The organism is Mesosutterella porci (assembly GCF_022134585.1).
Classification (GTDB): Bacteria; Pseudomonadota; Gammaproteobacteria; order Burkholderiales; family Burkholderiaceae_F; genus Mesosutterella; species Mesosutterella porci.
This window is the reverse complement of the sequence record NZ_JAKNCT010000007.1, coordinates 28188-50008: the sequence shown is the minus strand read 5'-3', so window position 1 is coordinate 50008 and position 21821 is coordinate 28188. Positions and strand designations below refer to the sequence as shown.

27 protein-coding genes are annotated in these 21821 nt (G+C 60.5%); 22 read left to right on the top strand and 5 right to left on the bottom strand.

The features are described from left to right. The first annotated feature begins 43 nt into the window (after positions 1–43). The 3 genes from MAF45_RS06560 to MAF45_RS06550 all read left to right on the top strand — a co-directional run bounded on the left by MAF45_RS06560 (position 44) and on the right by MAF45_RS06550 (position 2120). Positions 44–1051, top strand: coding sequence for a DNA-directed RNA polymerase subunit alpha (locus MAF45_RS06560; RefSeq protein ID WP_237978777.1), 1008 nt, complete (start codon positions 44–46; stop codon positions 1049–1051). Between the two features lie 157 nt (positions 1052–1208). Continuing rightward, complete coding sequence (rplQ, locus tag MAF45_RS06555) at positions 1209–1619, top strand: 50S ribosomal protein L17 (RefSeq protein WP_237978776.1); 411 nt, start codon at positions 1209–1211, stop codon at positions 1617–1619. Between the two features lie 105 nt (positions 1620–1724). Beyond that, complete coding sequence (locus MAF45_RS06550) at positions 1725–2120, top strand: RNA-binding S4 domain-containing protein (protein ID WP_237978775.1); 396 nt, start codon at positions 1725–1727, stop codon at positions 2118–2120. Positions 2121–2178: 58 nt separating this feature from the next. Here MAF45_RS06550 and hemB read toward each other — a convergent pair whose 3' ends face one another. The 4 genes from hemB to lptM all read right to left on the bottom strand — a co-directional run bounded on the left by hemB (position 2179) and on the right by lptM (position 5500). Further along, positions 2179–3192, bottom strand: coding sequence for a porphobilinogen synthase (hemB, locus tag MAF45_RS06545; RefSeq protein WP_237978774.1), 1014 nt, complete (start codon positions 3190–3192; stop codon positions 2179–2181). 87 nt (positions 3193–3279) lie between these two features. Further along, positions 3280–3912, bottom strand: a complete 633-nt coding sequence (gene yihA, locus MAF45_RS06540; RefSeq protein WP_237978772.1) for a ribosome biogenesis GTP-binding protein YihA/YsxC — start codon at positions 3910–3912, stop codon at positions 3280–3282. A 39-nt stretch (positions 3913–3951) separates the two neighbouring features. Then, a complete protein-coding gene (gene lysA / locus MAF45_RS06535; RefSeq protein WP_237978771.1) occupies positions 3952–5250 on the bottom strand; it encodes a diaminopimelate decarboxylase in 1299 nt (432 codons plus the stop codon). Positions 5251–5269: 19 nt separating this feature from the next. Next, positions 5270–5500, bottom strand: a complete 231-nt coding sequence (gene lptM / locus MAF45_RS11460) for an LPS translocon maturation chaperone LptM (RefSeq protein WP_370659312.1) — start codon at positions 5498–5500, stop codon at positions 5270–5272. 1 nt (position 5501) lies between these two features. Between lptM and cyaY the strand changes: the two genes are divergently transcribed. Further along, entirely contained in the window at positions 5502–5840 is a 339-nt protein-coding gene (gene cyaY / locus MAF45_RS06530; RefSeq protein WP_237978769.1) for an iron donor protein CyaY, read from the top strand. Here cyaY and MAF45_RS06525 read toward each other — a convergent pair. Further along, positions 5815–8157, bottom strand: a complete 2343-nt coding sequence (locus MAF45_RS06525) for a penicillin-binding protein 1A (protein ID WP_237978768.1) — start codon at positions 8155–8157, stop codon at positions 5815–5817. The two genes, cyaY and MAF45_RS06525, sit on opposite strands and share 26 nt — an antisense overlap. Before the next feature lie 240 nt (positions 8158–8397). Here MAF45_RS06525 and MAF45_RS06520 point away from each other — a divergent pair, with 240 nt between their 5' ends. From MAF45_RS06520 to hisI, 18 genes are all read left to right on the top strand, one after another. Continuing rightward, on the top strand, positions 8398–8937 hold the full coding sequence (locus tag MAF45_RS06520; RefSeq protein ID WP_237978766.1) for a shikimate kinase: 540 nt from the start codon (positions 8398–8400) through the stop codon (positions 8935–8937). Next, positions 8930–10015 carry a 3-dehydroquinate synthase gene (gene aroB, locus MAF45_RS06515; protein ID WP_237978765.1) on the top strand — a complete coding sequence of 362 codons (1086 nt, stop codon included), beginning with the start codon at positions 8930–8932 and terminating at the stop codon, positions 10013–10015. The genes MAF45_RS06520 and aroB overlap by 8 nt, the downstream gene beginning before the upstream one ends. A gap of 13 nt (positions 10016–10028) precedes the next feature. Next, complete coding sequence (locus MAF45_RS06510; RefSeq protein WP_237978764.1) at positions 10029–10718, top strand: transposase; 690 nt, start codon at positions 10029–10031, stop codon at positions 10716–10718. Positions 10719–10735: 17 nt separating this feature from the next. After that, positions 10736–11242: an acyl-CoA thioesterase gene (locus tag MAF45_RS06505; RefSeq protein WP_237978763.1), complete on the top strand. Its 507-nt coding sequence runs from the start codon at positions 10736–10738 to the stop codon at positions 11240–11242. A 136-nt stretch (positions 11243–11378) separates the two neighbouring features. Further along, a complete protein-coding gene (locus MAF45_RS06500) occupies positions 11379–12179 on the top strand; it encodes an ABC transporter ATP-binding protein (RefSeq protein WP_237978762.1) in 801 nt (266 codons plus the stop codon). Continuing rightward, positions 12176–12961 carry a lipid asymmetry maintenance ABC transporter permease subunit MlaE gene (gene mlaE, locus MAF45_RS06495; RefSeq protein WP_237978761.1) on the top strand — a complete coding sequence of 262 codons (786 nt, stop codon included), beginning with the start codon at positions 12176–12178 and terminating at the stop codon, positions 12959–12961. Before MAF45_RS06500 ends, mlaE begins: the two co-directional genes overlap by 4 nt. A 20-nt stretch (positions 12962–12981) precedes the next feature. Then, on the top strand, positions 12982–13476 hold the full coding sequence (gene mlaD, locus MAF45_RS06490; protein ID WP_237978760.1) for an outer membrane lipid asymmetry maintenance protein MlaD: 495 nt from the start codon (positions 12982–12984) through the stop codon (positions 13474–13476). Then, positions 13473–14249 (top strand): MlaA family lipoprotein, encoded by a 777-nt coding sequence (locus MAF45_RS06485; RefSeq protein ID WP_237978759.1) that lies wholly within the window; start codon positions 13473–13475, stop codon positions 14247–14249. Before mlaD ends, MAF45_RS06485 begins: the two co-directional genes overlap by 4 nt. A 147-nt stretch (positions 14250–14396) precedes the next feature. Beyond that, positions 14397–14912, top strand: coding sequence for an MlaC/ttg2D family ABC transporter substrate-binding protein (locus tag MAF45_RS06480; RefSeq protein WP_237978758.1), 516 nt, complete (start codon positions 14397–14399; stop codon positions 14910–14912). Between the two features lie 8 nt (positions 14913–14920). Further along, positions 14921–15208, top strand: coding sequence for an STAS domain-containing protein (locus MAF45_RS06475; protein ID WP_237978757.1), 288 nt, complete (start codon positions 14921–14923; stop codon positions 15206–15208). Positions 15209–15307: 99 nt separating this feature from the next. Then, the gene (murA, locus tag MAF45_RS06470) at positions 15308–16561 is read left to right on the top strand and encodes a UDP-N-acetylglucosamine 1-carboxyvinyltransferase (RefSeq protein WP_237978756.1); all 1254 of its coding nucleotides are present in this window, start codon (positions 15308–15310) and stop codon (positions 16559–16561) included. Continuing rightward, positions 16558–17199 carry an ATP phosphoribosyltransferase gene (gene hisG, locus MAF45_RS06465; protein ID WP_237978755.1) on the top strand — a complete coding sequence of 214 codons (642 nt, stop codon included), beginning with the start codon at positions 16558–16560 and terminating at the stop codon, positions 17197–17199. Before murA ends, hisG begins: the two co-directional genes overlap by 4 nt. Further along, positions 17192–18487: a histidinol dehydrogenase gene (gene hisD, locus MAF45_RS06460; protein ID WP_237978753.1), complete on the top strand. Its 1296-nt coding sequence runs from the start codon at positions 17192–17194 to the stop codon at positions 18485–18487. Before hisG ends, hisD begins: the two co-directional genes overlap by 8 nt. A 78-nt stretch (positions 18488–18565) precedes the next feature. Further along, positions 18566–19162, top strand: a complete 597-nt coding sequence (gene hisB / locus MAF45_RS06455; protein WP_237978752.1) for an imidazoleglycerol-phosphate dehydratase HisB — start codon at positions 18566–18568, stop codon at positions 19160–19162. Continuing rightward, positions 19159–19800 carry an imidazole glycerol phosphate synthase subunit HisH gene (hisH, locus tag MAF45_RS06450; RefSeq protein ID WP_237978750.1) on the top strand — a complete coding sequence of 214 codons (642 nt, stop codon included), beginning with the start codon at positions 19159–19161 and terminating at the stop codon, positions 19798–19800. The genes hisB and hisH overlap by 4 nt, the downstream gene beginning before the upstream one ends. Positions 19801–19840: 40 nt before the next feature. Beyond that, the gene (gene hisA, locus MAF45_RS06445) at positions 19841–20608 is read left to right on the top strand and encodes a 1-(5-phosphoribosyl)-5-[(5-phosphoribosylamino)methylideneamino]imidazole-4-carboxamide isomerase (RefSeq protein ID WP_237978749.1); all 768 of its coding nucleotides are present in this window, start codon (positions 19841–19843) and stop codon (positions 20606–20608) included. 25 nt (positions 20609–20633) lie between these two features. Further along, the gene (hisF, locus tag MAF45_RS06440; RefSeq protein ID WP_237978748.1) at positions 20634–21413 is read left to right on the top strand and encodes an imidazole glycerol phosphate synthase subunit HisF; all 780 of its coding nucleotides are present in this window, start codon (positions 20634–20636) and stop codon (positions 21411–21413) included. Beyond that, positions 21410–21820 (top strand): phosphoribosyl-AMP cyclohydrolase, encoded by a 411-nt coding sequence (hisI, locus tag MAF45_RS06435; RefSeq protein WP_237978747.1) that lies wholly within the window; start codon positions 21410–21412, stop codon positions 21818–21820. Before hisF ends, hisI begins: the two co-directional genes overlap by 4 nt. Position 21821 lies beyond the last annotated feature (1 nt).

Sequence of the window (21821 nt, the reverse complement as noted above, 5' to 3'; positions counted from 1 at the left end):
ATCGGTGTAACGAGCCGAGGGTATTGAATAGGATAGTCAACCAATGTTCAACGCTGAACTTCTCAAGCCCAACACAATTGACGTTGCGGTTGATGAGAAAAACCCTAACAGGGCCGTCATCACACTGGAGCCGTTTGAACGCGGCTATGGCCACACGCTGGGCAATGCCCTGCGCCGCATTCTCCTCGCCTCCATGGTCGGGTACGCTCCTACTGAAGCCCAGATCACGGGCATCGTTCACGAGTACTCCCAGATTGAAGGCGTCATGGAAGACGTCGTCGACATCCTGCTGAACCTGAAGGGCGTCATCTTCAAGCTCGAGGGCCGCGATGAAGTCTCCCTGATGCTCCGCAAGGAAGGCAATACGGTGGTAACCGCGGCGGATTTCGAGCTGCCGCATGACGTGACGATCCAGAATCCTGACCATGTCATCGCCCATCTCTCGGGCGGCCGCCTGGAAATGCAGGTGAAGGTTGAAAAGGGACGCGGCTATCAGCCCGGCAATGTTCGTGCTTTTGAGGACGACCACTCGCGCCAGCAGATCGGCCGCCTGATCATGGACGCTTCCTTCAGCCCGATTCTGCGCGTCGCCTATCAGGTGAGCTCCGCCCGCGTCGGTCAGAGGACCGACCTCGACAAGCTCGCGCTCGAGATCGTGACCAACGGTGTGATTACGCCCGAGGACGCACTCCGCGAAGCCGTTAGGATCCTGCAGGACCAGCTCACTGTCTTCGGTTCCATCACGACTGAAGCCGCCGACAAGAATGAGGCTGTTGTGGAAGAAGCTGGCGCCAGCAATCCGCCGCCGCTTGACCCGATCCTCATGCGTCCGGTCGATGACCTCGAGCTGACCGTGCGCTCCGCCAACTGCCTGAAGGCCGAGAACATCTACTACATCGGCGATCTGATTCAGCGCACGGAAAATGAGCTGCTCAAGACCCCGAACCTCGGCCGCAAGTCCCTCAACGAAATCAAGGAGGTTCTTGCAGCTCACGGTCTTACCCTCGGCATGAAGCTGGAAAACTGGCCGCCGCAGGGACTTGAGCGTTAACTTTTGTTTTATTTGCACAAAGCAGGAAAAGAGAGTAATCTCCGCCCTTGCTTTGTGCGTGCAGCACAGGCGTTCATAACCCGTCCGCCCCTTCGGGGGATAGAAGAGTCGGGTACAGCGTCGTTTTTCGACTTTCAAAGAAAATATAGGAATTAAAATGCGTCATCGTTTAGGTCTTCGCAAGCTTAACCGCACCAGCTCCCACCGCCTTGCCATGTTCCGCAACATGGCCGTCTCTCTGCTTCAGCACGAAGCCATCAAGACGACTCTTCCGAAGGCCAAGGAGCTTCGCCGCATTGTCGAGCCCCTGATCACTCTCGGCAAGAATCCCTCCGTTGCCAACCGCCGCCTCGCTTTCAACCGCCTGCGCGACCGTGCGACCGTCACCAAGTTGTTTGACGAAATCGGGCCGCGCTTTGCCAAGCGCAACGGCGGCTACACCCGTATCCTCAAGATGGGCTTCCGCGTGGGCGACAACGCTCCCCTCGCTTATATGGAGCTCACCGAAAAGGCCGCCCCGAAGGCCGAGCCTGTTGAGGAAAAGGCTGAGGCCAAGAAGGCTGAGTAAGCAAGGGTTTCCCGTCGGGTGCGGCCTTCAGCTGCGCCCGGCGCCGGCAGCTGACGAAGCGGATTCTGTTTAAACGGCAGGATCCGCTTTTTCTTAGGGTCGAAAATGCAAAAAGAAGCAGAAGATGTACGGCTCGATAAATGGCTTTGGGCCGCGCGTTTTTTCAAGACAAGGTCTCTTGCGCAGGATGCCATAGCCACCGGGCGCGTGACCTGCGAGGGCGAGAGGCTGAAGTCCTCCAGGGAGGTCAGGCCCGGCATGTTGCTGTCGATCCGCCGGGGCGAGGAGCTGATGGAGGTGCGTGTCACCGGACTGAGCGACAAACGGGGTTCGGCCTCAGAAGCCTCGAAGCTTTACGAGGAGACCGAGTCCAGCCGTGAATTAAGAAAGCACAGGAAGGAAATACTTAAGCTGGCGGCGGAGCCGGCCCGCTCCATCAGGGGTGGCCGTCCAACAAAGCGCGAGGGCAGGCGACTGCGGGCCTTTAAGGCCGGTCGGTGAGAGAAGACCGGCACGGGGCCGCCCTGCAGCGGCAGGGCGGGGGTTTCAAGGCGCGGAATTAGTACTCGTAGCCCTCCTTGAGCCAGCGTGCCACGTCAAGCGAGCAGTACGTGAGGATGCCATCAGCTCCAGCACGCTTGGCGCAGATCATGGTTTCCATAGTGATCTTCTTTTCATCGATGGCGCCGGCTGCCGCGGCGAATTTCAGCATGGCGTATTCGCCGGAGACGTGATAGAGGAAAGTCGGGGCCTTGAACTCTTCCTTCACTCTCCAAAGCACGTCCAGATAGGGGATGCCGGGTTTCACCATCACCATGTCGGCGCCCTCCGCCAGGTCATAGCCGACTTCCCACAGCGCTTCGTTGCCGTTGGCAGGATCCTGCTGGTAGACGTCCTTGTTTGAACGTCCCAGGTTGGAGGACGAGCCGACGGCGTCGCGGAAGGGGCCGTAATAGGAAGACGCGTATTTCGCGGAATAGGCCATGATGCGGGTGTAAATCCTTCCGTCATCCTCCAGTGCCTTGCGAATGGCGCCAATGCGCCCGTCCATCATGTCGGACGGGGCGATGACGTCGGCGCCGGCCCGGGCCTGGCAGAGGGCCTGGAGAATCAGCTGCTCGACCGTCTCGTCGTTGAGGATAAAGCCTGTGCTATCGATCAGCCCGTCCTGGCCGTGCGTGGTGTAGGGGTCGAGGGCGACGTCCGTCATGACGCCGAGCTGAGGGAATTTGGCTTTGATCGCCTTGACGGCGCGAGGAATGAGGCCATCGGGGTTGTGGGCTTCGCGTCCGTCCGGGGCCTTCAAATTCTGCTCGATATGCGGGAACAGGGCGACCATGGGAATGCCCAGGGAGACCATCTCCTCGCAGACCTCAAGCAACTGATCAATGGAGAGCCGGCACACGCCGGGCATGGACGGGACGGGGTCGCGGCGGTTCTGGCCTTCTTCTACGAAGACAGGAAGGATCAGATCGCTCGGGGACAGTGTCGTCTCCCTTACCAGCCTTCTGGAAAAGTCGTCATGACGATTGCGGCGCATGCGCACCATCGGAAACTGACCAAGCGTTTGCATGGATAAAGCCTCTAATAAAAAAACTCAGGGCAGCGGAGGGGGGGGGAGAACTTCCCCAAGCCGGCCGCGGCGGGGATGAAAATTGATTCAGCCAATGCCCAGCCAGGAGTCCAATGTCGAGCGAAGCTCTTCGGTCCCTGTTTTTTTCAGACCCGAAAACAGCTGGACGGAAACCGGGTTGGCGAATTCCGCCGCGCGTTCCCTGACTCTGCGAATTAAAGCACAGCGTTCTGAAACCGTTCTTAATTGGTCAGCCTTGTTGAGAAGCCACGCCATGCGCATGGTAGGACGCTTGGCAAGAAAGCTGATCACCCATTCATCGGACGGCATGAACGGGCGGCGCGCATCCATCACGAGGACGACACCGATCAGCGAGCTTCGGGAATCCATATAGCCGCCGACCAGATCAGACCATGACGAGCGGATCTGTTCCGTAGTTTTGGCAAATCCGTAGCCAGGGAGGTCGACAAGGTAGCCCAGGGGAATGCGCTCATGGCTCGCAGGATCCTTGCGTGCCAATTCAAAAAAATTGATCAGTTGCGTGCGTCCAGGCGTCTTGGAGGCGTAGGCGAGCTTACCCTGGCGGGTAAGAACGTTGATGGTGGTGGACTTGCCGGCGTTGGAACGGCCCGCAAAGGCTATCTCGGGCAGTGCAGCCGCCGGAAGGCCGCTGATGCTGCTCGAAGAGGTTAGAAACCGGGCTGATTCGTAGATGCTCACTTTGTCGTCCTGCCAAAAAAGAAGGAAGGAGAAAAATCCTCAGGGCTGGGGGATATGCTCCAGCCTCCATAGGTCTTCCGGCTTTTCCCGCTCCCGGATGCAGAAAGCCTGCTCTCCGCTGACCAGCACTTCGGCCGCCCTGGGCCGGGTGTTGTAGTTTGAGCTCATCGACATGCCGTAAGCTCCGGCCGAGGTAACGGCGAGAAGGTCACCTTGCCTGATGCACAGCATCCTCTGCCTGGCCAGCCAGTCTCCGGACTCGCAGATGGGGCCTACGACGTCATAGCAGCGGGAGTCGCCCCTGCGGATTTTTACGGGCACGACTCCCATCCAGGCCTGATAGAACATGGGCCGGCCCATATCGTTCATTGCAGCGTCCACTACAGCGAAATTTTTGGTTTCTCCCGTTTTGTCCCTGATGACTGAGCAGACCAGTATGCCGGCGTTGGCCACGATCGATCTTCCCGGCTCGATGAGACAGTCGAGGCGGCTCATGCCCCGGCGTTCCAGCATGCCAAGGAGAGTCTCTATGAAGGCTTTTCTGCTGGGGGGCGTCTCATCTTTGTACCGGACTCCCAGGCCGCCTCCGAAGTCGATGTGCCTCAGGGCGATGCCCTCCTCGGCCAGCTTCGCGATCAGGTCCAGGATTTTTTCTCCGGCGTCCTCGAAAGGCGAGAGCTCGGTGATCTGGCTGCCGATGTGGCAGTCGATGCCCGTGACTTCAATCTCAGGCAGGGCTGCCGCGTGCCGGTATAGGGACAGGGTCTGCTCGTAGGCCACTCCGAATTTATTGTTCCGGAGGCCCGTGGAAATGTAGGGGTGGGTTTTGGCATCGACGTTCGGGTTGACGCGGACGGACACCGGGGCCCTCCGGCCCAGCTTCCTCGCGATAGACGCGATCTGCTCAAGCTCTGGGATGCTTTCTATGTTGAAACAGCGAATGCCTTTCTGCAGGGCGAGGGTGATTTCAGCGTCCGTTTTTCCGACGCCGGAGAAGACGACCCGGGAGGGCTCGGCGCCGGCAGCGATCACGCGCAACAGCTCCCCGCCCGAGACAACATCGAAGCCTGCGCCGAGCCGCGCAAGCAGATTTACGATGGCCAGATTGGAATTGGCCTTCACGGAGTACATGATGCTGTGCGGATGCTCTCCGAAGGCCTGGTCGTATTCCTGGTAGGCCGTCTGGATGGCTTTTTGCCCATAGACGTACAGCGGCGTCCCGTAGCGGGACGCAAGCTCTGAAACGGGAAGGTCTTCGCAGTAAAGGGCATCCCCTCTGTAGGCGAAGGACACGCCATCTGGTAGAGAAGGGATCTGTGTCTGCAAGGTATCAGTCATGTTTTTGACAGGTTATCGGTTATTTGTTTTCAGCGGCAGCGCCGGAGGCGGCGTGTTCGTCCGAAGAGGTCTGATCCCGAGCGGCGGAGCCGGGCGTCTGCCGGGCCTGCGGGTTCTGGGCAGAACCGGCGGCAGACGGACGGTGTGCGGGAGCCGGCATGTAAAGCCCGGACTTCAGCCCGCAGCCGGTCAGAAGCGCGCAGCAGGAAAGACTTACAATGATCGAGGCACGTAGGAACCTGTTTTTCATCATGAATCAGACTCTTTTTATAGAAAAAGCGGAATCGCTGCTCTCCGAAATTGAAGACGCTCCTGAACTGTCAATGGCGGACTGCGACCGCAACGGCAATGTCCTGACCATCGAATTCGACAGCGGGGAGCAGATCGTCATAAACCTCCAGACGCCTACGCAGCAGGTCTGGCTCGCTTCCCGCCGCTCCGGGGGCTTCCACTTCTCGCTTCACGGCGAGCGGTGGGAAGACTCCGAGGGACGGGAGTTCTGGGAGGTTCTTGCCTCGGCGGCCAGCCTGCTCGCCGGCGAGGAGGTTCGCTTCTCCAGGCCTCCTAAAAAAGCTTCAGCAGGGAGCTGACGGGATCGTCTCCCGAAGAGACTGGGGTAGAGCTCTCGGCATGCGTGCCGTCGCTCACCTCCGAGTAGCACCATTCGCCCGCCCGCTGCTCAACGCCGCCGGGCGGCATCCGATTGTATATCGGCTGCCCGCGCACCGCGGTCTGCATATAGCTGATCCAGATAGGCTGCATGAGCACGCCTCCAGTTGCCTTGCTGCCGAGAGAGCGCAGCTGATCGTAGCCCATCCAGCCCACGGCGACCTGATTGCCGGCGAAGCCCGCGAACCAGGCGTCGTTGGAGTCGTTGGAAGTTCCGGTCTTGGCGCCCACGTCGGGCCGGCCCAGCGCAGCGCCGGCCCGCGCGGCGGTTCCCCTGCGGGCGACGTCATTGAGAAGCGTTGACATCACGAAGGCGTTGCGGGCGGGAATGGCGCGGATGGATTCGTCGCCGGCCTCGCGGTTTTCCTCCGTCATGATGGTGCGGCCGCTTTCGTCCACAATCTTGTCAATCAAGTAGGGCTGCACGCGGTAGCCGCCGTTGGCGAAAATCGAGTATGCCTCCACCATCTGCCAGATGGTGACGGTGCCCGAACCGAGCGCAGTGGAGAGGGTTGGTGAGTGCCGTGAGGCTGGAAAGCCGAAGCGGGCCAGGAACTCTTGGGCGTACTTGGGGCCTATGGCGTTCATGACGCGGATCACAGGAATGTTCTGGGATTTTTCCAGCGCCCTGTGCAGAGGCATCGGTCCCTCGAATTTCCCCGAGTAATTTTTGGGGGACCAGGCTTGGCCGCCGTTTTTCTTGGCGTCCAGATAGAAAGGCGAGTCCTGAAGGATGGTGTTGGGCGTAAATCCCTTCTCCAACGAGGCGGAGTAAATGAACGGCTTGAACGATGAGCCGGGTTGCCTCCAGGCCTGCGTCACGTGATTGAACATGTTGAGGTCGTAGTCAAACCCTCCGACCAGCGCCCGGATAGCACCAGTGCGGAAGTCTGCGGCCATGAAGCCGGTCTGAACCTGAGGAATCTGCGAGAGCGTCCAGCCGCCGGAGGTGCGTGTGACCCTAATGAGGGCTCCGGGACGCAGCCCAGTCGGATCATCGGGTTTCGCCTTGAGGAATTTTCCGGCAAATGCGTTTGAGGCCCGGTCCAGCGTAACGGTTTCGCCATTGGAGATGGCCGCCCTGATAGAGGGCGATGTGCTCAGAACAATGGCAGGAAGAAGGTTGGGGCTGGAGGCGGCGGCGTGCAGGGCCTGCTTGATGGTTTTAGCCTGTTCGTCGAGGCTGGCCGGGAGGCGAATCTGGCCTTCGGCGCCCCTGTAGCCGCGGACCTTGTCAAAGGAGGCGATGTTCGAGCGCACGGCTGAATAGGCGGCCTGCTGGTCCTTGCTGTTGATGGTGAGATAGACGTTGAGGCCCCTTGTGTAGGCATCGTCCTTGAAAATGTCGTAAACCAGCTGCCGGGCGAGCTCTGTCGCATATTCAGCATGAATCTTGAGGGAGCGTTTGCCGGCCACGGCGTCAGCCACGGCATCCTGCACATAGACCGGCTTGGCTTGCTCTTCCTGCCGCTTCTGCTCGGAAATGAACCCGAGGGCCGCCATCCGCCCGAGCACGTAGTTGCGGCGCATGGTGGCCCGCCGGTTGTTGACAACGGGGTTGTATGCCGAGGGTGCCACCGGCAGTCCGGCCAGCGTCGCAGCTTCCCCGATGCTCAGCTCCTTCAGCGGCCGGCCGAAATACGTCCTCGCGGCCGATCCAAAACCGTAGGCCCGCTGGCCGAGATAAATCTGGTTCACGTAGATTTCCAGAATCTGGTCCTTGGTGAGTTCGTGCTCAAGTTTGGTCGCGATGGCGATTTCATAGAGCTTCCTCATGTAGCTTTTCTCGGAAGAGAGAAAGCAGTTGCGCGCGACCTGCATGGTGATGGTGGATCCGCCCTGCCCCTTGTGTCCCGAAAGAATGTTGCTGATGAGGGCCCGACCAATGCCGGAGAGATCCACGCCCGAGTGTTCGTAAAAATCCGAGTCTTCGGCGGCCAGAATAGCCAGCTTGACATGCTTGGGCAGTTCGTCGATCGGAACATAGTCCCGGCGTTCTTCACCGTATTCGGCCAGCAGCTGGTTGTCGGAGGACCATATCTTGAGCGGCAGCTTTGGAGAATAGGAGCGCATTTCCGTCATGTCCGGCAGTTGGGCGTAGACAATGGCGAACAGAAAGGTAAACAGCAGCATGCCGCTTGCGGCGCAGGCGGCGCCGATGGCGCACACCCAGCCCAGAATCCTGCCGATGCTGCGTTTTTTGACAGGAGATTGACCCTGGATCTTCGAAGGAAGCATAGAAACCTGTTCTCCCGGTACGGCTGATGCCTGCGGTTCCGGATGATGAAAACCGCCCGGCCGCTTCTGGCGGCACAGCGAATGCCTGGGCGGCGTCAGCTTCAGACGGGGTTGTTGAAGTTTCTTCATTTTAGCGGTTTTGAAACGCGGATCGCCTCCCGTGGCAGATTTGCGACGGCGGGGAGAGGCCTTTCGGTGAGTTATGCTCTAATGCGCATAGGGTGCAACGCCGGATCAGAAATGGGAAAGATTATTTATTTGGTGGGGATGATGGGGACAGGGAAATCTACCGTGGGCAGGATCTTGGCCGGGAAAACCGGCTGGCCATGGGTTGACATGGACCGCCAGATCGAGCAGGAAAGAGGTCTCAGTATTCCCAGGATTTTCGAGCTTCTTGGCGAGGCGGGATTCCGCAGAATGGAGACCGATCTCCTCCGGCGTCTGTCGGTGAGGGACCGGCTTGTGGTTTCAACCGGCGGTGGCGTGATACTGTCCGAGGAAAACAGGCGGATCCTCTCGGAGACGGGCCTAGTCGTTTATCTCAGGGTGTCCGCAGAGACGGTGCTCGCCCGCACCCGGGGATGCACCGGACGCCCGAAACTGGCGGGAGATAATAAGGAGGAAAGGGTGAGAAGCCTGCTTGAGGCGAGGCATCCCTTGTACTGCGCCACTTCGGACATCAGCTTTCAGAGTGCAGAGGGATCGCCCGCCGCCTTGGCGGCGCGGATCCTGGCGCACCCCCGTGTGGGCAGACTACTGAGCGAGGACATTCATGGTTAAGACAACAGAGGTCAATCTGGGGGGGCGCAGCTACCCCATTCTGACGGGACCGGGGCTTCTTGAGCAGGCCGGGGCCTGGGTGGAAAAGCTCAACCCCACCCGGATCGTGATAGTCACCAACGAGACAGTGCAGCCGCTTTATCTGGAGCGGCTGACCACCTCCTGCCGGGGCATCGCCCCGGTCTCTTCGGTCATCCTTCCGGATGGCGAGCGTTTTAAGAATTTCAGCTCGGTGCAGAAAGTCCTTGACGGACTGACGGCCGCGGGGGCTGACCGGCACTCTGTGATATGCGCCCTGGGCGGCGGCGTAGTCGGAGACATCGCCGGGTTCGCGGCGGCCATTTGGATGCGTGGCATCCGCTTCGTCCAGTTCCCGACGACGCTGCTCGCTCAGGTGGACAGTTCCGTAGGAGGAAAGACCGGAGTCAACCTCCCCGCGGGAAAGAATCTTATCGGTTGCTTTCACCAGCCCTCGCTCGTGGTGGCCGATACGCAGACGCTGGAGACACTGCCCGCGCGCGAGGTCTCAGCGGGGCTGGGAGAGATCATCAAGCACGGGCTTTTGGGCGACGCCGCCTATTTCGACATGGTGTTCCGGAATATGGCGGCGATCCGCAGGCTCGACCACGAGGTCCTCGCGAAGGTCATCGCCGGGTCGTGCGAACTGAAGGCCGGCATTGTCTCGCGCGATGAGAAGGAGTCGGGAATACGAGCCACGCTCAACCTTGGGCACACTTTCGGCCACGCCATCGAGAAGCTGGCCGGGTTCGGCACGTGGCTGCACGGTGAGGCCGTCGGCTGCGGACTCGTGCTCGCTGCCGATCTGTCCAGGCGGCTCGGGTATCTTACGCAGGAAGAACTCGGGAGAGTGACGGAGGCCGTGCGCTCAGCGGGACTTCCGGTAAGGATCGAGGGACTGCCACTTGAGGCAGCCATTGCCTGCATGAAAGGAGACAAGAAGAGCGCAGGCGGGCACATCCGGTTTGTCGTCCTTCACGGCATCGGGCGCACGACTGTCGAGGAAGTGCCCATGGAACTGCTGCGGCAGACGCTGCTCTGGGGCGGCTACCGGCCATAGGGCGGGGAGATTCATGGCAAGGCTGACGCGCTGCACAATTGCCGGCCTGCCCCACCTGGTGGTTCAGAAGGGGGCGGGCAGGCTCGATGTCTTCAGGAGCGACGAGGATTACCTGTATTATTTGGAATCTGTCCGCCGGTGTTCGGAAAGTTCCGGCGTCGCCGTGCGCGGCTACGTCCTTCTGCCCGCAGGGGCGCACCTGCTGCTCTGTCCGGAGACCTCTTTGGCGCTGAGTCATTTCATGCAGGAGCTTTCCAGGCGCTATGTCCGATGGTTTAACGCGCGTTACCTGCATTCGGGCACCATCTGGGGCGGGCGCTTCAGGTCCTGCGTTCTGGACCCGGCCTGGGAGCTTGAGGCCTGCAGGTATCTGGAGGAGCTTCCCGTCAGGCTCGGCTTTGTTCTGCAGCCCGGGCAGTATGTCTGGTCGAGCTATGCCCACCATACGGGCACACGGGTAGACGAATTTCTGAGCGACTCGCCCGTGCTGTGGGCTCTGGGCGACTCGCCCCAGGAGCGCGCCCGGCGCTACAGGCAGATGTGCGCCACGCCTCAGAGGGAGTGGTTCGGAAGGTATCTGGAGAAGCAGGCCAGGCGCGGCTGGCCGGCCGGAGAGGAGCCGTTTGTGCGAAGCCTCCCGGTGGAGGACGGCAGGCGCCGTCCCGCGAGGCGGCAGGGACGTCCCCGCCGCAAGAAGCAATGAGAAGGAACCCCTGACATATGTGCAGCAGCATTTTTTCCAAGACATTGAAAGTGACCGAGGCATCGATTGACGTGCTGGGGCATGTCAACAACAAAGAGTACCTGCGCTGGATGGAGGACCTCGCCATAGAGCACTCCGCGGCTCTGGGCTGGCCCCAGGAGCGCTATCTGCGCGAGAAGCACGTCTGGGTGGCCCGGGAGCACTGGATTGAGTACCTGAGGCCGGCGCTGCTGGGCGATGAGCTGGCCCTGTACACCTGGATCTCGGCTGTTGCGGGACCTGTGTCACTCAGAAGGTATGCATTCGTCCGCCACGGCAAGCTGGTCACGCTCGCGGCAACGGAGTGGGCCCATATTGACTTTGTTACAAAAAAAGTATGCACCGTTCCCGAAAGCCTGCTGAATGCCTTCGATGTGGTTGCACCCGATGACCCCCGGCTAAAAGAACTGGGCATCTCCAGACCTGTCAAGTGGATCCCGAGGGAGCTGGGCCTGCCGGCCTGCGAGCAGGGCCCGGAGGCTTGAAAAGCCGCCCTGAAGGGGCCTGTTGGCGGCTGCTCTTGTGCGATAATGCTTTTTATCCCCAAATGAACGCTCGTTCAGTGTCTCGGTTTTTCGAAAGAGCGCCGGCAAAGGGCTGTTCGGGTTTAATTTTTGCCAGATGGAAGAATTCTTAAAAGTAGACCATATGACTTTCGGCTTCGGGGCCAGAGTCATATTGGATGACGTTTCCCTTTCCTTTGGGAAGGGGAAGGTCGTTGCGGTGATGGGCGGCTCGGGGATGGGAAAGACCACTCTCCTCAAGCTGATCGGCGGCCTGCTGCGTCCGCAGAAGGGGCACGTGTATCTGGGAGGCGTCGATATTCACGCTCAGAGCAGGGACGGCCTTTTCGCCCTGCGCAAAAGAATGGGCATGCTTTTCCAGTTTGGCGCCCTTTTCACCGATCTTTCGGTTTTCGATAACGTGGCGTTTCCCATGCGTGAGGACACGGAGCTCGATGAGGAGACCATCCATGACCTTGTGCTGATGAAGCTCAACGCGGTCGGGCTACGCGGAGCCGCCCGGCTGATGCCCTCTGAGATATCCGGCGGCATGGCCCGGCGCGTGGCGCTCGCCCGCACGATCGCGCTCGACCCGGAGCTGATTTTGTACGACGAGCCCTTTACCGGACTGGATCCGATCTCCATGGGCGTGACGGCGCGCCTGATTAAGCGGCTCAATACAGCGCTGCACGCCACCAGCGTCGTGGTCACTCATGATGTGAAGACGACTTTCGATATTGCAGACTACATTTACATGATTTCCAACCGTAAGGTGGCAGCACAGGGGTCTCCCGAAGAGCTTTCCCATTCGAAGGATCCTTTTGTGCGGCAGTTCCTCAACGGTCTGCCCGACGGCCCCGTGGCTTTTCACTATCCCACGACCCGTTCGATTGCTGAAGATTTCGGGGTGCAGGCATGAACGCTCTGGCCGAAAAAATCGCGTCTCTGGGCGCCTGGGTCGTGAATCAAGTTCTCTACGCAGGCCGCTTCGGCAGGCTCACCTGGCTCGTGCTCAGGAGCTGCCCGGCTTCGTTGCGGCGGCTGCCGCTGCTTGCTCAGCAGATTTTCTTTGTGGGAAATCGTTCCCTGCTGATTATTGCCATTTCCGGGTTGTTCATCGGGGCCGTCCTGGGGCTTCAGGGCTATGACATCCTGGTCACCTACGGCAGTGAGGAGGCCCTGGGCGTGCTTGTCGCGCTCGCGCTGATCAGGGAGCTTGGCCCAGTCGTGACTGCGCTTCTGTTTGCCGGCCGGGCCGGCACGTCGCTCACGGCCGAGATAGGGCTCATGAGGTCCGGCGAGCAGCTCTCGGCCATGGAAATGATGGGCGTGGACCCCGTCCAGCGGGTGTTGGCGCCGCGCTTTCTCGCTACGACGATCTCCGTGCCGATCCTCACCCTGATTTTCAACGCGGTAGGCATTCTGGGAGGCTGGCTGGTAGGGGTCGTCCTCATAGGCTCTGACGCGGGTGCCTACTGGTCGCACATGCAGTCCTCGGTCGACCTCTTTGAGGACATTGGCAACGGTTTCATCAAGAGCGTCGTGTTCGGGGTGATTGTCGGGCTGGTGGCTCTTTTCCAGGGGTTCACTTCGCGCGCGACGCCTGCCGGAGTATCGCTTGCGACAACGAGAACGGTGATTGTCTCGTCGCTGATGATTCTTGGATTTGACTTTATCATGACGGCGCTCATGTTCGCCTGAAGAATATAGCGGATGAAAAAATGGAACAAAGCAGGAAAACGGATTTGCTAGTGGGCGTTTTTGTATTGCTGGGCATAGCGGCTCTGTTGTTTTTGGCCCTGAAGGCCGGCAATATGCTTTCTCTCAACTTCGGGCAGAAAACCTATGAAGTGACAGCGGTTTTTGACAATGCCGGAGGGCTCAAGCCGCGTGCTTCCGTAAGCAGCGCGGGGGTCAACGTTGGGCGGGTGAAATCGATTTCGCTGGATCCGCAGACGTTTCAGGCCGTTGTAAAGCTGGACATCGACAGCAACTACAAATTCCCTTCCGATACCTCGGCCAAAATCCTTACGGCAGGTCTTCTCGGTGAGAAGTACATTGGCCTGGAGGCCGGTTCGGAGGAGAGCAACCTGAAAAACAACGACCGGATCCAGCAGACGCAGTCCTCCATTGTCCTGGAGAACCTGATCAGTCAGTTTCTGTTCAACACGGCTGAAAAGAAGGGGGGCTCCCCTGATCAGGAGGCTGCGAAATGAGATCGCTTAAACGTTTGACTGTCGTCGGTGCGCTGGCCGCAGCCCTGATGGCGGGCGGGTGCGTCAGCGTGCCCGCAAATTCCGGGGAAAATCCGGTGGATCCGTGGGAAACCATGAACCGCCAGACCTTTGCGTTCAACCAGGGCTTTGACAAGTACTTCATGCGCCCGGTGGCCAAGGGCTATGAAACGGTGACACCGAAGCCTGTGCGCAGCTGCATCAGCAATATGATGGACAACCTGACTGAGCCGCGCAACGTGCTCAATAACGCGCTGCAGGGCAAGGGCAACAATGCGTTCGTGTCCTTCATGCGCTTTGTGGTGAATTCGACATTCGGGCTGTTGGGCTGCTTTGATGTGGCCAGCATGGGCGACCTCACCCCGAAGCCCGAGGATTTCGGACAGACGCTTGGCTACTGGGGCATCGGCAATGGCCCCTATTTCGTCATTCCGTTCCTCGGGCCCTCGACGGTTCGCGACACCGTGGGCAAGGGCGTCAACTGGGCCTCCTCCATACAGACATGGGTGGATCCCGACTGGGCGGGCTGGGCGGTCTGGGGCGTGGACGTCATTGACACTCGCGCGAGGCTTCTGGATATGGACGAGGTCCTCGACACGGCCGTCGATCCGTACACCCAGACGCGCGACGGCTACCTGCAGTATCGCCGCAACTTGGTCTACGACGGCGAGCCGCCGGAAGACACTTTTGCTGAAGACCCGGGCGACTCCCCGGCTCCAGCTCAGCCGGAGGCTTCCGCCCCGGCCGCGAAGTAAGAGTTTTGAAGAAAGGATGCAGGAACTATGATTTCAAGACGCAGATTTGTGGCGGAGATTCTGCCCGTTTCCTTACTCGGCCTCGTCTCCCTGAGGGTTCAGGCCGCGTCGCCTTCTGACGCTGACCCATCGGCTTGGGTCGTCGGAATGATGAACCAGGTGCTTGCGGACATCCGCAAGGACCCGGCCCTGAAGAAAGAGGATCCTGCGCGCATCAGGACCTTCGTGTCCAACAGGATTCTCCCGGTCGTCGACTTTCCGCGCATGACGCGTACGGCAGTCGGACCCCGGTGGCGCCAGGCCTCCGCCGATCAGCGCAGGCAGCTCGAAGATGGGTTCAGGAATCTGCTCACAAGAGTTTATTCCGGAGCCTTCAGCGGCGTGAAGGACTACCGGGCTGAACTCGTGCCCAGCAGGGGCGCCGCCGGCGCCACCCCGATCGTGCGCACGCGGCTGGTCTCCAAGACGGAAAAGCCGGTCGATGTAGGCTACAGGCTGGCCAAGGGTGCGAACGGCTGGCAGATCATCGATGTCAATGTGAGCGGCATCTGGCTGGTGCAGAATTATCATTCTCAGTTCGGCAGTATCCTTGCCAACGGCGGCATTCCTGCCCTGATCGCCTCCATGAACGACAAGAATTCCGCGCTTAACCACAAACAGTAATATGGCGTATGAAAATTAAGGAATCGTTCGTTACGCTGAAGAATGTTCAGCCGGTGATTGCCGCCGGTGACGCCGCCATTGCAGCCGGAGACGGGGAGTTCGACTTTTCCGGCGTTCAGCGCGGGGATTCTTCGGCGGTCGCCTGTCTGCTGCACTGGAAGCGGAGCTGCCAGAAGGCCGGCGTGCCGTTTCGCGTGAAGACGCTTCCGGCCGGAATACTGGATCTGTGCAGGCTCTATGAGGTTGAAGGGCTGCTGAATCCTCAGCCGCAGGCGAGCGGGACTGAAGCGGCCTGAGAAGCTCGGGAGTAGCGGCGCGCGTCCTTCCCGCGGGCAAGACGCGCATAAACTTAAGGCGGTCCGGACCGGGCTGCGGAAACACAACTTGGGTTGGTTATGGAAAAGCTGAAGATCATTGGCGGCAGCCGTCTCTGCGGGACGGTGAAGATTTCGGGGGCCAAGAACGCGGCCCTGCCGATTCTGGCGGCCTGCCTTCTTACTCCGGAAGATCTGATCCTGCACAACGTGCCCGATCTGGCCGATGTGAGGACCATGCTTCGGCTTCTGGCCGGTATGGGGGTCCGGTGCCGGCGCGAGGGCGAGGACGTCATACTTCAGGCTTCGGACATCCGCAGCACGGTCGCGCCCTATGAGTTGGTAAAGACCATGCGCGCCTCCATTCTGGTGCTCTGTCCGCTGGCCACCCGGTTCGGTTCGGCGAGAGTGTCCCTGCCGGGCGGCTGCGCCATCGGGGCGCGCCCCGTCGATCAGCACATCCAGGCCCTCCGTCGCATGGGGGCGGAGGTTGAGATAGACCACGGTTTTGTGGACCTGCAGAGCAAGAGGCTGAAGGGCTGCAAGATAGTGACCGACATGGTGACCGTCACCGGAACAGAAAACATCATGATGGCGGCAGTGCTCGCCGAGGGCGATACCATCATTGAGAACGCTGCCAGGGAGCCGGAAGTGGTCGATCTGGCTAACTGCCTGCGGGCGATGGGGGCCAGAATCACGGGGGACGGTACCTCGCGAATCGTGATCGAAGGTCAGCCGGCGCTTCACGGCGCGGAGCACACTGTCGTTTCGGACCGGATCGAGGCGGGCACATTCGCCGTGGCGGCTGTGGCGACCAGAGGTGATGTCCTCCTCTCTGCGGCCCGCCCCGCGGACATGACCGTTGTGCTCGATAAGCTGCGGGCGGCCGGAGCGGAAGTCACCACAGGCGAGGACTGGATCAGGATCCGGATGGACAGGCGCCCCCTGGCCGTCTCGGTCAGAACCGAGCCGCATCCTGGCTTCCCGACGGACATGCAGGCGCAGTTCATGGCGATGGACTGCATCGCCGAGGGCACTTCGCACATCACGGAGACTATTTTCGAAAACCGCTTCATGCACGTTCCTGAGCTTCAGCGCCTGGGGGCGGACATTCAGGTCGAAGGGCATACGGCAGTTGTGAACGGCGTGCGCAGGCTTGAGGGGGCGGAGCTCATGGCGACGGACCTCAGGGCTTCGGCTTCACTGGTCATCGCTGCGTTGGCGGCCGAGGGGGAGTCTGACGTCCACCGCATTTATCATCTTGATCGCGGTTATGATCGGATGGAGGTGAAGTTGAGCGCCCTTGGGGCGAATATCAGGAGACTGTCTGAATGATCACGATGGCGCTGGCCAAGGGCCGCATTTATCAGGAGGCGCTGCCTTTCCTTGCGGCTGCCGGCATTTTCCCGGCCGAGGATCCAGAAAAAAGCCGCAAGCTCATGATCGCGACGAACCGTCCCGACCTGAGAATTGTGGTGATCCGTGCGACGGATGTGCCCACCTACGTTCAGTACGGGGCTGCGGACCTGGGCGTGTGCGGATGGGATACGCTCTACGAGCACGGCGGCAACGGCCTGTTTATTCCGGTCGACCTGCAGATCGCCAAGTGCAGGATGAGCGTGGCCGCCCCGAACGGCTTTGACTATGAAAGGCTGGTGCGCTCCGGCGGGAGGATCCGCATCGCGACCAAATTCATGAAGTGGGCTCGCGATTACTTCGCGCGCCAGGGCGTTCATGTGGATCTGATCAAGCTCTACGGCTCCATGGAACTTGCCCCCATCGCCGGATTGGCCGACGCCATCGTGGACATTGTGGCTACGGGGGCGACTCTGCGGGCCAACAACATGCGCGAGGTGAGGGTGATCGCCCCGATCAGTTCTAGACTGATCGTGAATCAGATTTCCATGGGCCTGAAGAAGGCCGAACTGTCACCGATTATTGAAAATATCCGTAAGGCAAAAAAGAATGATTAGGAAACTTTCGACAACAGACAAAGACTTTGAGGCCAGATTTTCGACGCTGGTGGCCCGGGACGCTTCGGTGGACCCGGAGATCACGCGCAGGGCCGAGGCGATTGTGCAGGACGTTGCTCGGCGGGGCGACGAGGCCGTTCTTGAGTACACGAACCGCTTTGACCGCCTGAATCTGAAGGACATGAGCGAGGCTATTGTCAGCCGCGAGGAAATGAAGGCGGCCTTCGACAGCCTTCCGCCGGACCAGAAGAACGCGATTGAAACGGCCGCCCGCAGGATTCGCGTGTTCCATGAGCACCAGCTGGAAAAAGGCTGGACCATCACCGACGAGGCGGGCGACGTGCTTGGCCAGAGGATCCGTGCCGTTGACTCCGTGGGCCTTTATGTTCCCGGCGGCAAGGCTGCGTATCCTTCCTCCGTGCTGATGAATGCCATGCCGGCCCACGTGGCGGGCGTTCCCCGCATTGAGATGGTGTTCCCGACCCCGGGCGGCGAGCGCAACCAGCTGGTCCTGGCCGCCGCTTATCTTGCAGGCGTTTCCCGGGCCTTCACGATTGGCGGGGCGCAGGCTATCGCCGCCCTCGCCTATGGCACGAAGACGCTCGAGGCCGTTGACAAGATCGTCGGGCCGGGCAACGCCTACGTGGCCGCCGCCAAGCGGTATGTGTTCGGCCGCGTCGGCATTGACATGATCGCCGGCCCCTCTGAAATTCTGGTGATCTGCGATGGAAAGACTCCGGCCGACTGGATCGCCATGGACCTGTTTTCCCAGGCCGAGCACGACGAGTTGGCCCAGGCGATTCTGCTCACGCCGGACACGGCCTTCGCCGAGGAGGTTTCCAAGTCCATTGATCGTCTTCTGCCGACCATGCCCCGCAAGGCGATCATCGAGAAGAGCCTTGCCAATCGCGGCGCCATCATCGTGACCCGCGATCTTGAAGAGGCCTGCCGGGTGGCGGACACCATTTCTCCGGAACACCTTGAGATCTCCACTGAAAACCCGGAGAAGTGGGTTGACCATCTCCGGCACGCCGGCGCCATCTTTCTGGGCCGCTGGTCCGTCGAGGCGCTCGGGGATTACTGCGCCGGTCCCAACCATGTGCTCCCGACCTCCAGAACGGCTCGTTTTTCCTCGCCGCTCGGGGTTTATGACTTCCTGAAGCGCACGAGCATCATCCGCGTTTCGGAGCAGGGCGCGCAGGTTCTTGCTCCGATCGCTGACGTACTGGCGCGCGGCGAGCACCTGATTGCTCACGCGACCAGCGCCTGCTATCGTCTGAAAAAGTAAGGGCCGGCAGCGGCAGCGTTCCGTCCCGGCCCTGCGGCGGGCGGAACGCGAAACGGCGAAGAGAGGGGGAGACTCTACATGAATCCGACCAGATCAGGGGAACTGACCCGGAAAACGCGGGAAACCGAAGTCTGCGTGAGCCTTGACCTGGATGGAACCGGGAAATCGGACATCCAGACGGGCATCGGCTTTTTTGATCACATGCTGGAGCAGGTCGCCCGCCACGGGCTGGTCGATCTGAAGGTTCATGCAAAGGGCGACCTTTACGTGGATGGCCACCACACGGTCGAAGACGTGGGCATTGCTCTGGGAGACGTCCTGGCCTCCGCCCTGGGCGACAAAAAAGGGGTCAGGCGCTATGGGTTCGCTTATGTGCCGCTGGACGAATCGCTCTCACGAGTGGTTCTGGATCTCTCGGGCAGGCCCGGCCTTGTCTTCGAAGCCGCCTTCACCGCTCCGAGCATCGGTGGACTTGATACCCAGCTTGTGCGCGAGTTCTTCCGGGGCTTTGCCAACCACGCCATGGTGACGCTGCATGTCGACAACCTGCGCGGCGAAAACGCTCATCATCAGGCTGAGAGCATCTTCAAGGCCTTCGGCCGGGCGCTTCGGATGGCAGTGGAGCCCGATCCGCGCATGAAGGGGATCATTCCGTCCACAAAAGGTCTGCTATGAGAAAAATCATCGTCGTCGACTACGGCAGCGGCAATCTGAGATCGGTCTCCAAGGCTCTGGAGGCCGTCGCGCAGTCCGGGGATGAAGTGAAGGTCTCTTCAGACCCGAAGGAAGTGGGAAGCGCGGACCGCATCGTGCTGCCGGGTCAGGGTGCCATGGGCGACTGCATGAGGCACCTTAAGGCCTCAGGTCTGGAGGAGGCCGTCCGCTCGGCTCTGGCCACCAAGCCGGTGTTTGCGGTCTGCATCGGAATGCAGATGCTGTTCAGGGAAAGCGAGGAAGATCATGCCCAGGGGCTGGGCATTCTGCCCGGGCGGGTGATCCGCTTTCCGGCTTCCGCCATGCGGCTGTCGACGGGCGAGAGGCTGAAGGTCCCCGAAATGGGCTGGAACCGGGTTTACCAGGCCGCAGCCCATCCCCTGTGGGCCGGCATCGAGGACGGAGCTTGGTTTTATCTCGTACACAGCTACTTCGTCAGTCCGGAGGACATTCGCCTCATCACCGGCATGACGGTCTACGGCCTGCCTTACGCCAGCGCGGTGGCGAAGGATAATGTCTTTGCAACCCAGTTCCATCCGGAAAAAAGCGCAGGGAACGGCCTGCGGCTTTATTCGAATTTCCTCCAATGGAATCCTTAATCTTTCCTTCCTCTGACTCTTACCTTTGAAGGTGAAAAAAGTGCTTGACCTCATCCCTGCCATCGATATCAAGGACGGCGCCTGCGTCCGCCTGAAACAGGGCAATTTGGACAAAGACATCACGGTTTATTCCCAAAACCCGGTTGAAATGGCTTATCGCTGGGCTGAGATGGGGGCAAAAAGACTGCACCTTGTGGATCTGGATGGCGCCCGCAGCGGCCGCTCTGCCAATCGCGACGTGATCAACGAGATCCTCCGCTCCTACGGCGGCCTCATGGAAATTGACCTGGGGGGCGGGTTGCGGGACCTCGATACGATCGAGGACTATCTGGACGAGGGGCTGCGCTACGCAGTGATCGGAACCGCCGCCATCAAGCAGCCGGGTTTTCTCGCCAATGCCTGCAGCGCTTTTCAGGACGCCATCATCGTCTCGCTGGACGCCCGCGATGGGAGGGTGGCGACCGACGGGTGGAAGAAGACATCCCGCGTGGACGTTCTTGAGATCGCCCGGAAATTTGCGGACCTTGGGCCGGCCTTCTTCCTGTACACCGACATCTCAAGAGACGGGATGCTGTGCGGTGTCAACGTGGAGGCTACGAGAAGGCTCGCCGCAGCGACCTCAGTGCCCGTCATCGCCTCGGGCGGCGTGAGAGACATCGGCGACGTGGTGTCGCTGATGGAGGCGGAGGCCGACGGTGTTTCCGGGGTCATCCTCGGCAAGGCGCTGTACGAGGGGACGCTTGACTTCAGGGAAGCGCTGAATTACGTCACGGGCGGCGGCCCCGTGTCAGACGACGACAAGCTTTGATCGACAGCCCGCCGGGGAGTGTGCCATGCTGGCAAAACGAATAATTCCCTGCTTGGACGTCACCGCCGGAAGGGTGGTGAAAGGCACCAATTTTGTGGATCTCCGGGATGCCGGCGATCCAGTTGAAATTGCGCGCCGGTATGACAGGGAAGGGGCAGACGAACTGACCTTTCTGGACATCACGGCCAGTTCTGATGCGAGGGATATCATCCTCTCGGTCATTGAGGGGGTGGCCTCTCAGGTCTTCATCCCCCTGACGGTGGGAGGAGGCGTGCGCCGCGTGGAGGACATCAGGCGGCTGTTGAACGCCGGCGCCGACAAAATTTCCATTAACACGGCAGGCGTCCTAAATCCGGATTTGATCGGCGAGTCCGCGGCTCTGTACGGTAGCCAGTGCATTGTCTGCGCCATCGACGCGAAGAAGACGGCCGACGGGCACTGGGAGGTCTACACTCACGGCGGAAGAAAGCCGACGGGGCTGGACGCCGTGCAGTGGGCGCAGCGCGTGCAGAGCCTCGGGGCCGGAGAAATCCTTCTGACCAGCATGGACGCCGACGGAACGAAGGCGGGATTTGACCTGCCCCTGACGCGGGCGGTGAGCGAGGCCGTTGACATCCCCGTGATCGCCTCGGGTGGTGCGGGTAATCTCAGCCATCTTGCTGATGCCGTGCTGAAGGGCGGCGCTGACGCCGTGCTTGCGGCGTCCATATTCCATTTCGGCGAATACACCATCGAAGAGGCGAAGCGCTACATGGCATCCCGCGGCATCTGCATGCGCCTGCCTGCAGGGGAGGCCCGGGAATGAGCTGGCTTGACGACATTCGTTTTGATTCCCGCGGCCTGGTGCCGGTCATTGCTCAGGAGCGCGCAAGCGGCCGCGTCATGATGCTCGCCTGGGCTGACCGGCAGGCAGTTGAGGAAACCGCGAGAACCCACCGGGGCGTGTATTATTCCCGCTCCCGCTCGCGGCTGTGGCGCAAGGGCGAGGAAAGTGGCAATGTCCAGAACGTGTTCGGCATTTATCTGGACTGCGACGGCGACGCCCTGGTGTATGAGATTGAGCAGGTTGGAGGCGTGGCCTGCCACACCGGGCATGCAAGCTGCTTTTTCCGCAGGCTGGCCGAGCAGGACGGGGGCCTGCGGTGGGTTGAAGACTCGCCGGTGCTCAAGGACCCGGAAGAGATGTACCATCACAGGCCGAAGGGAGAGTAAC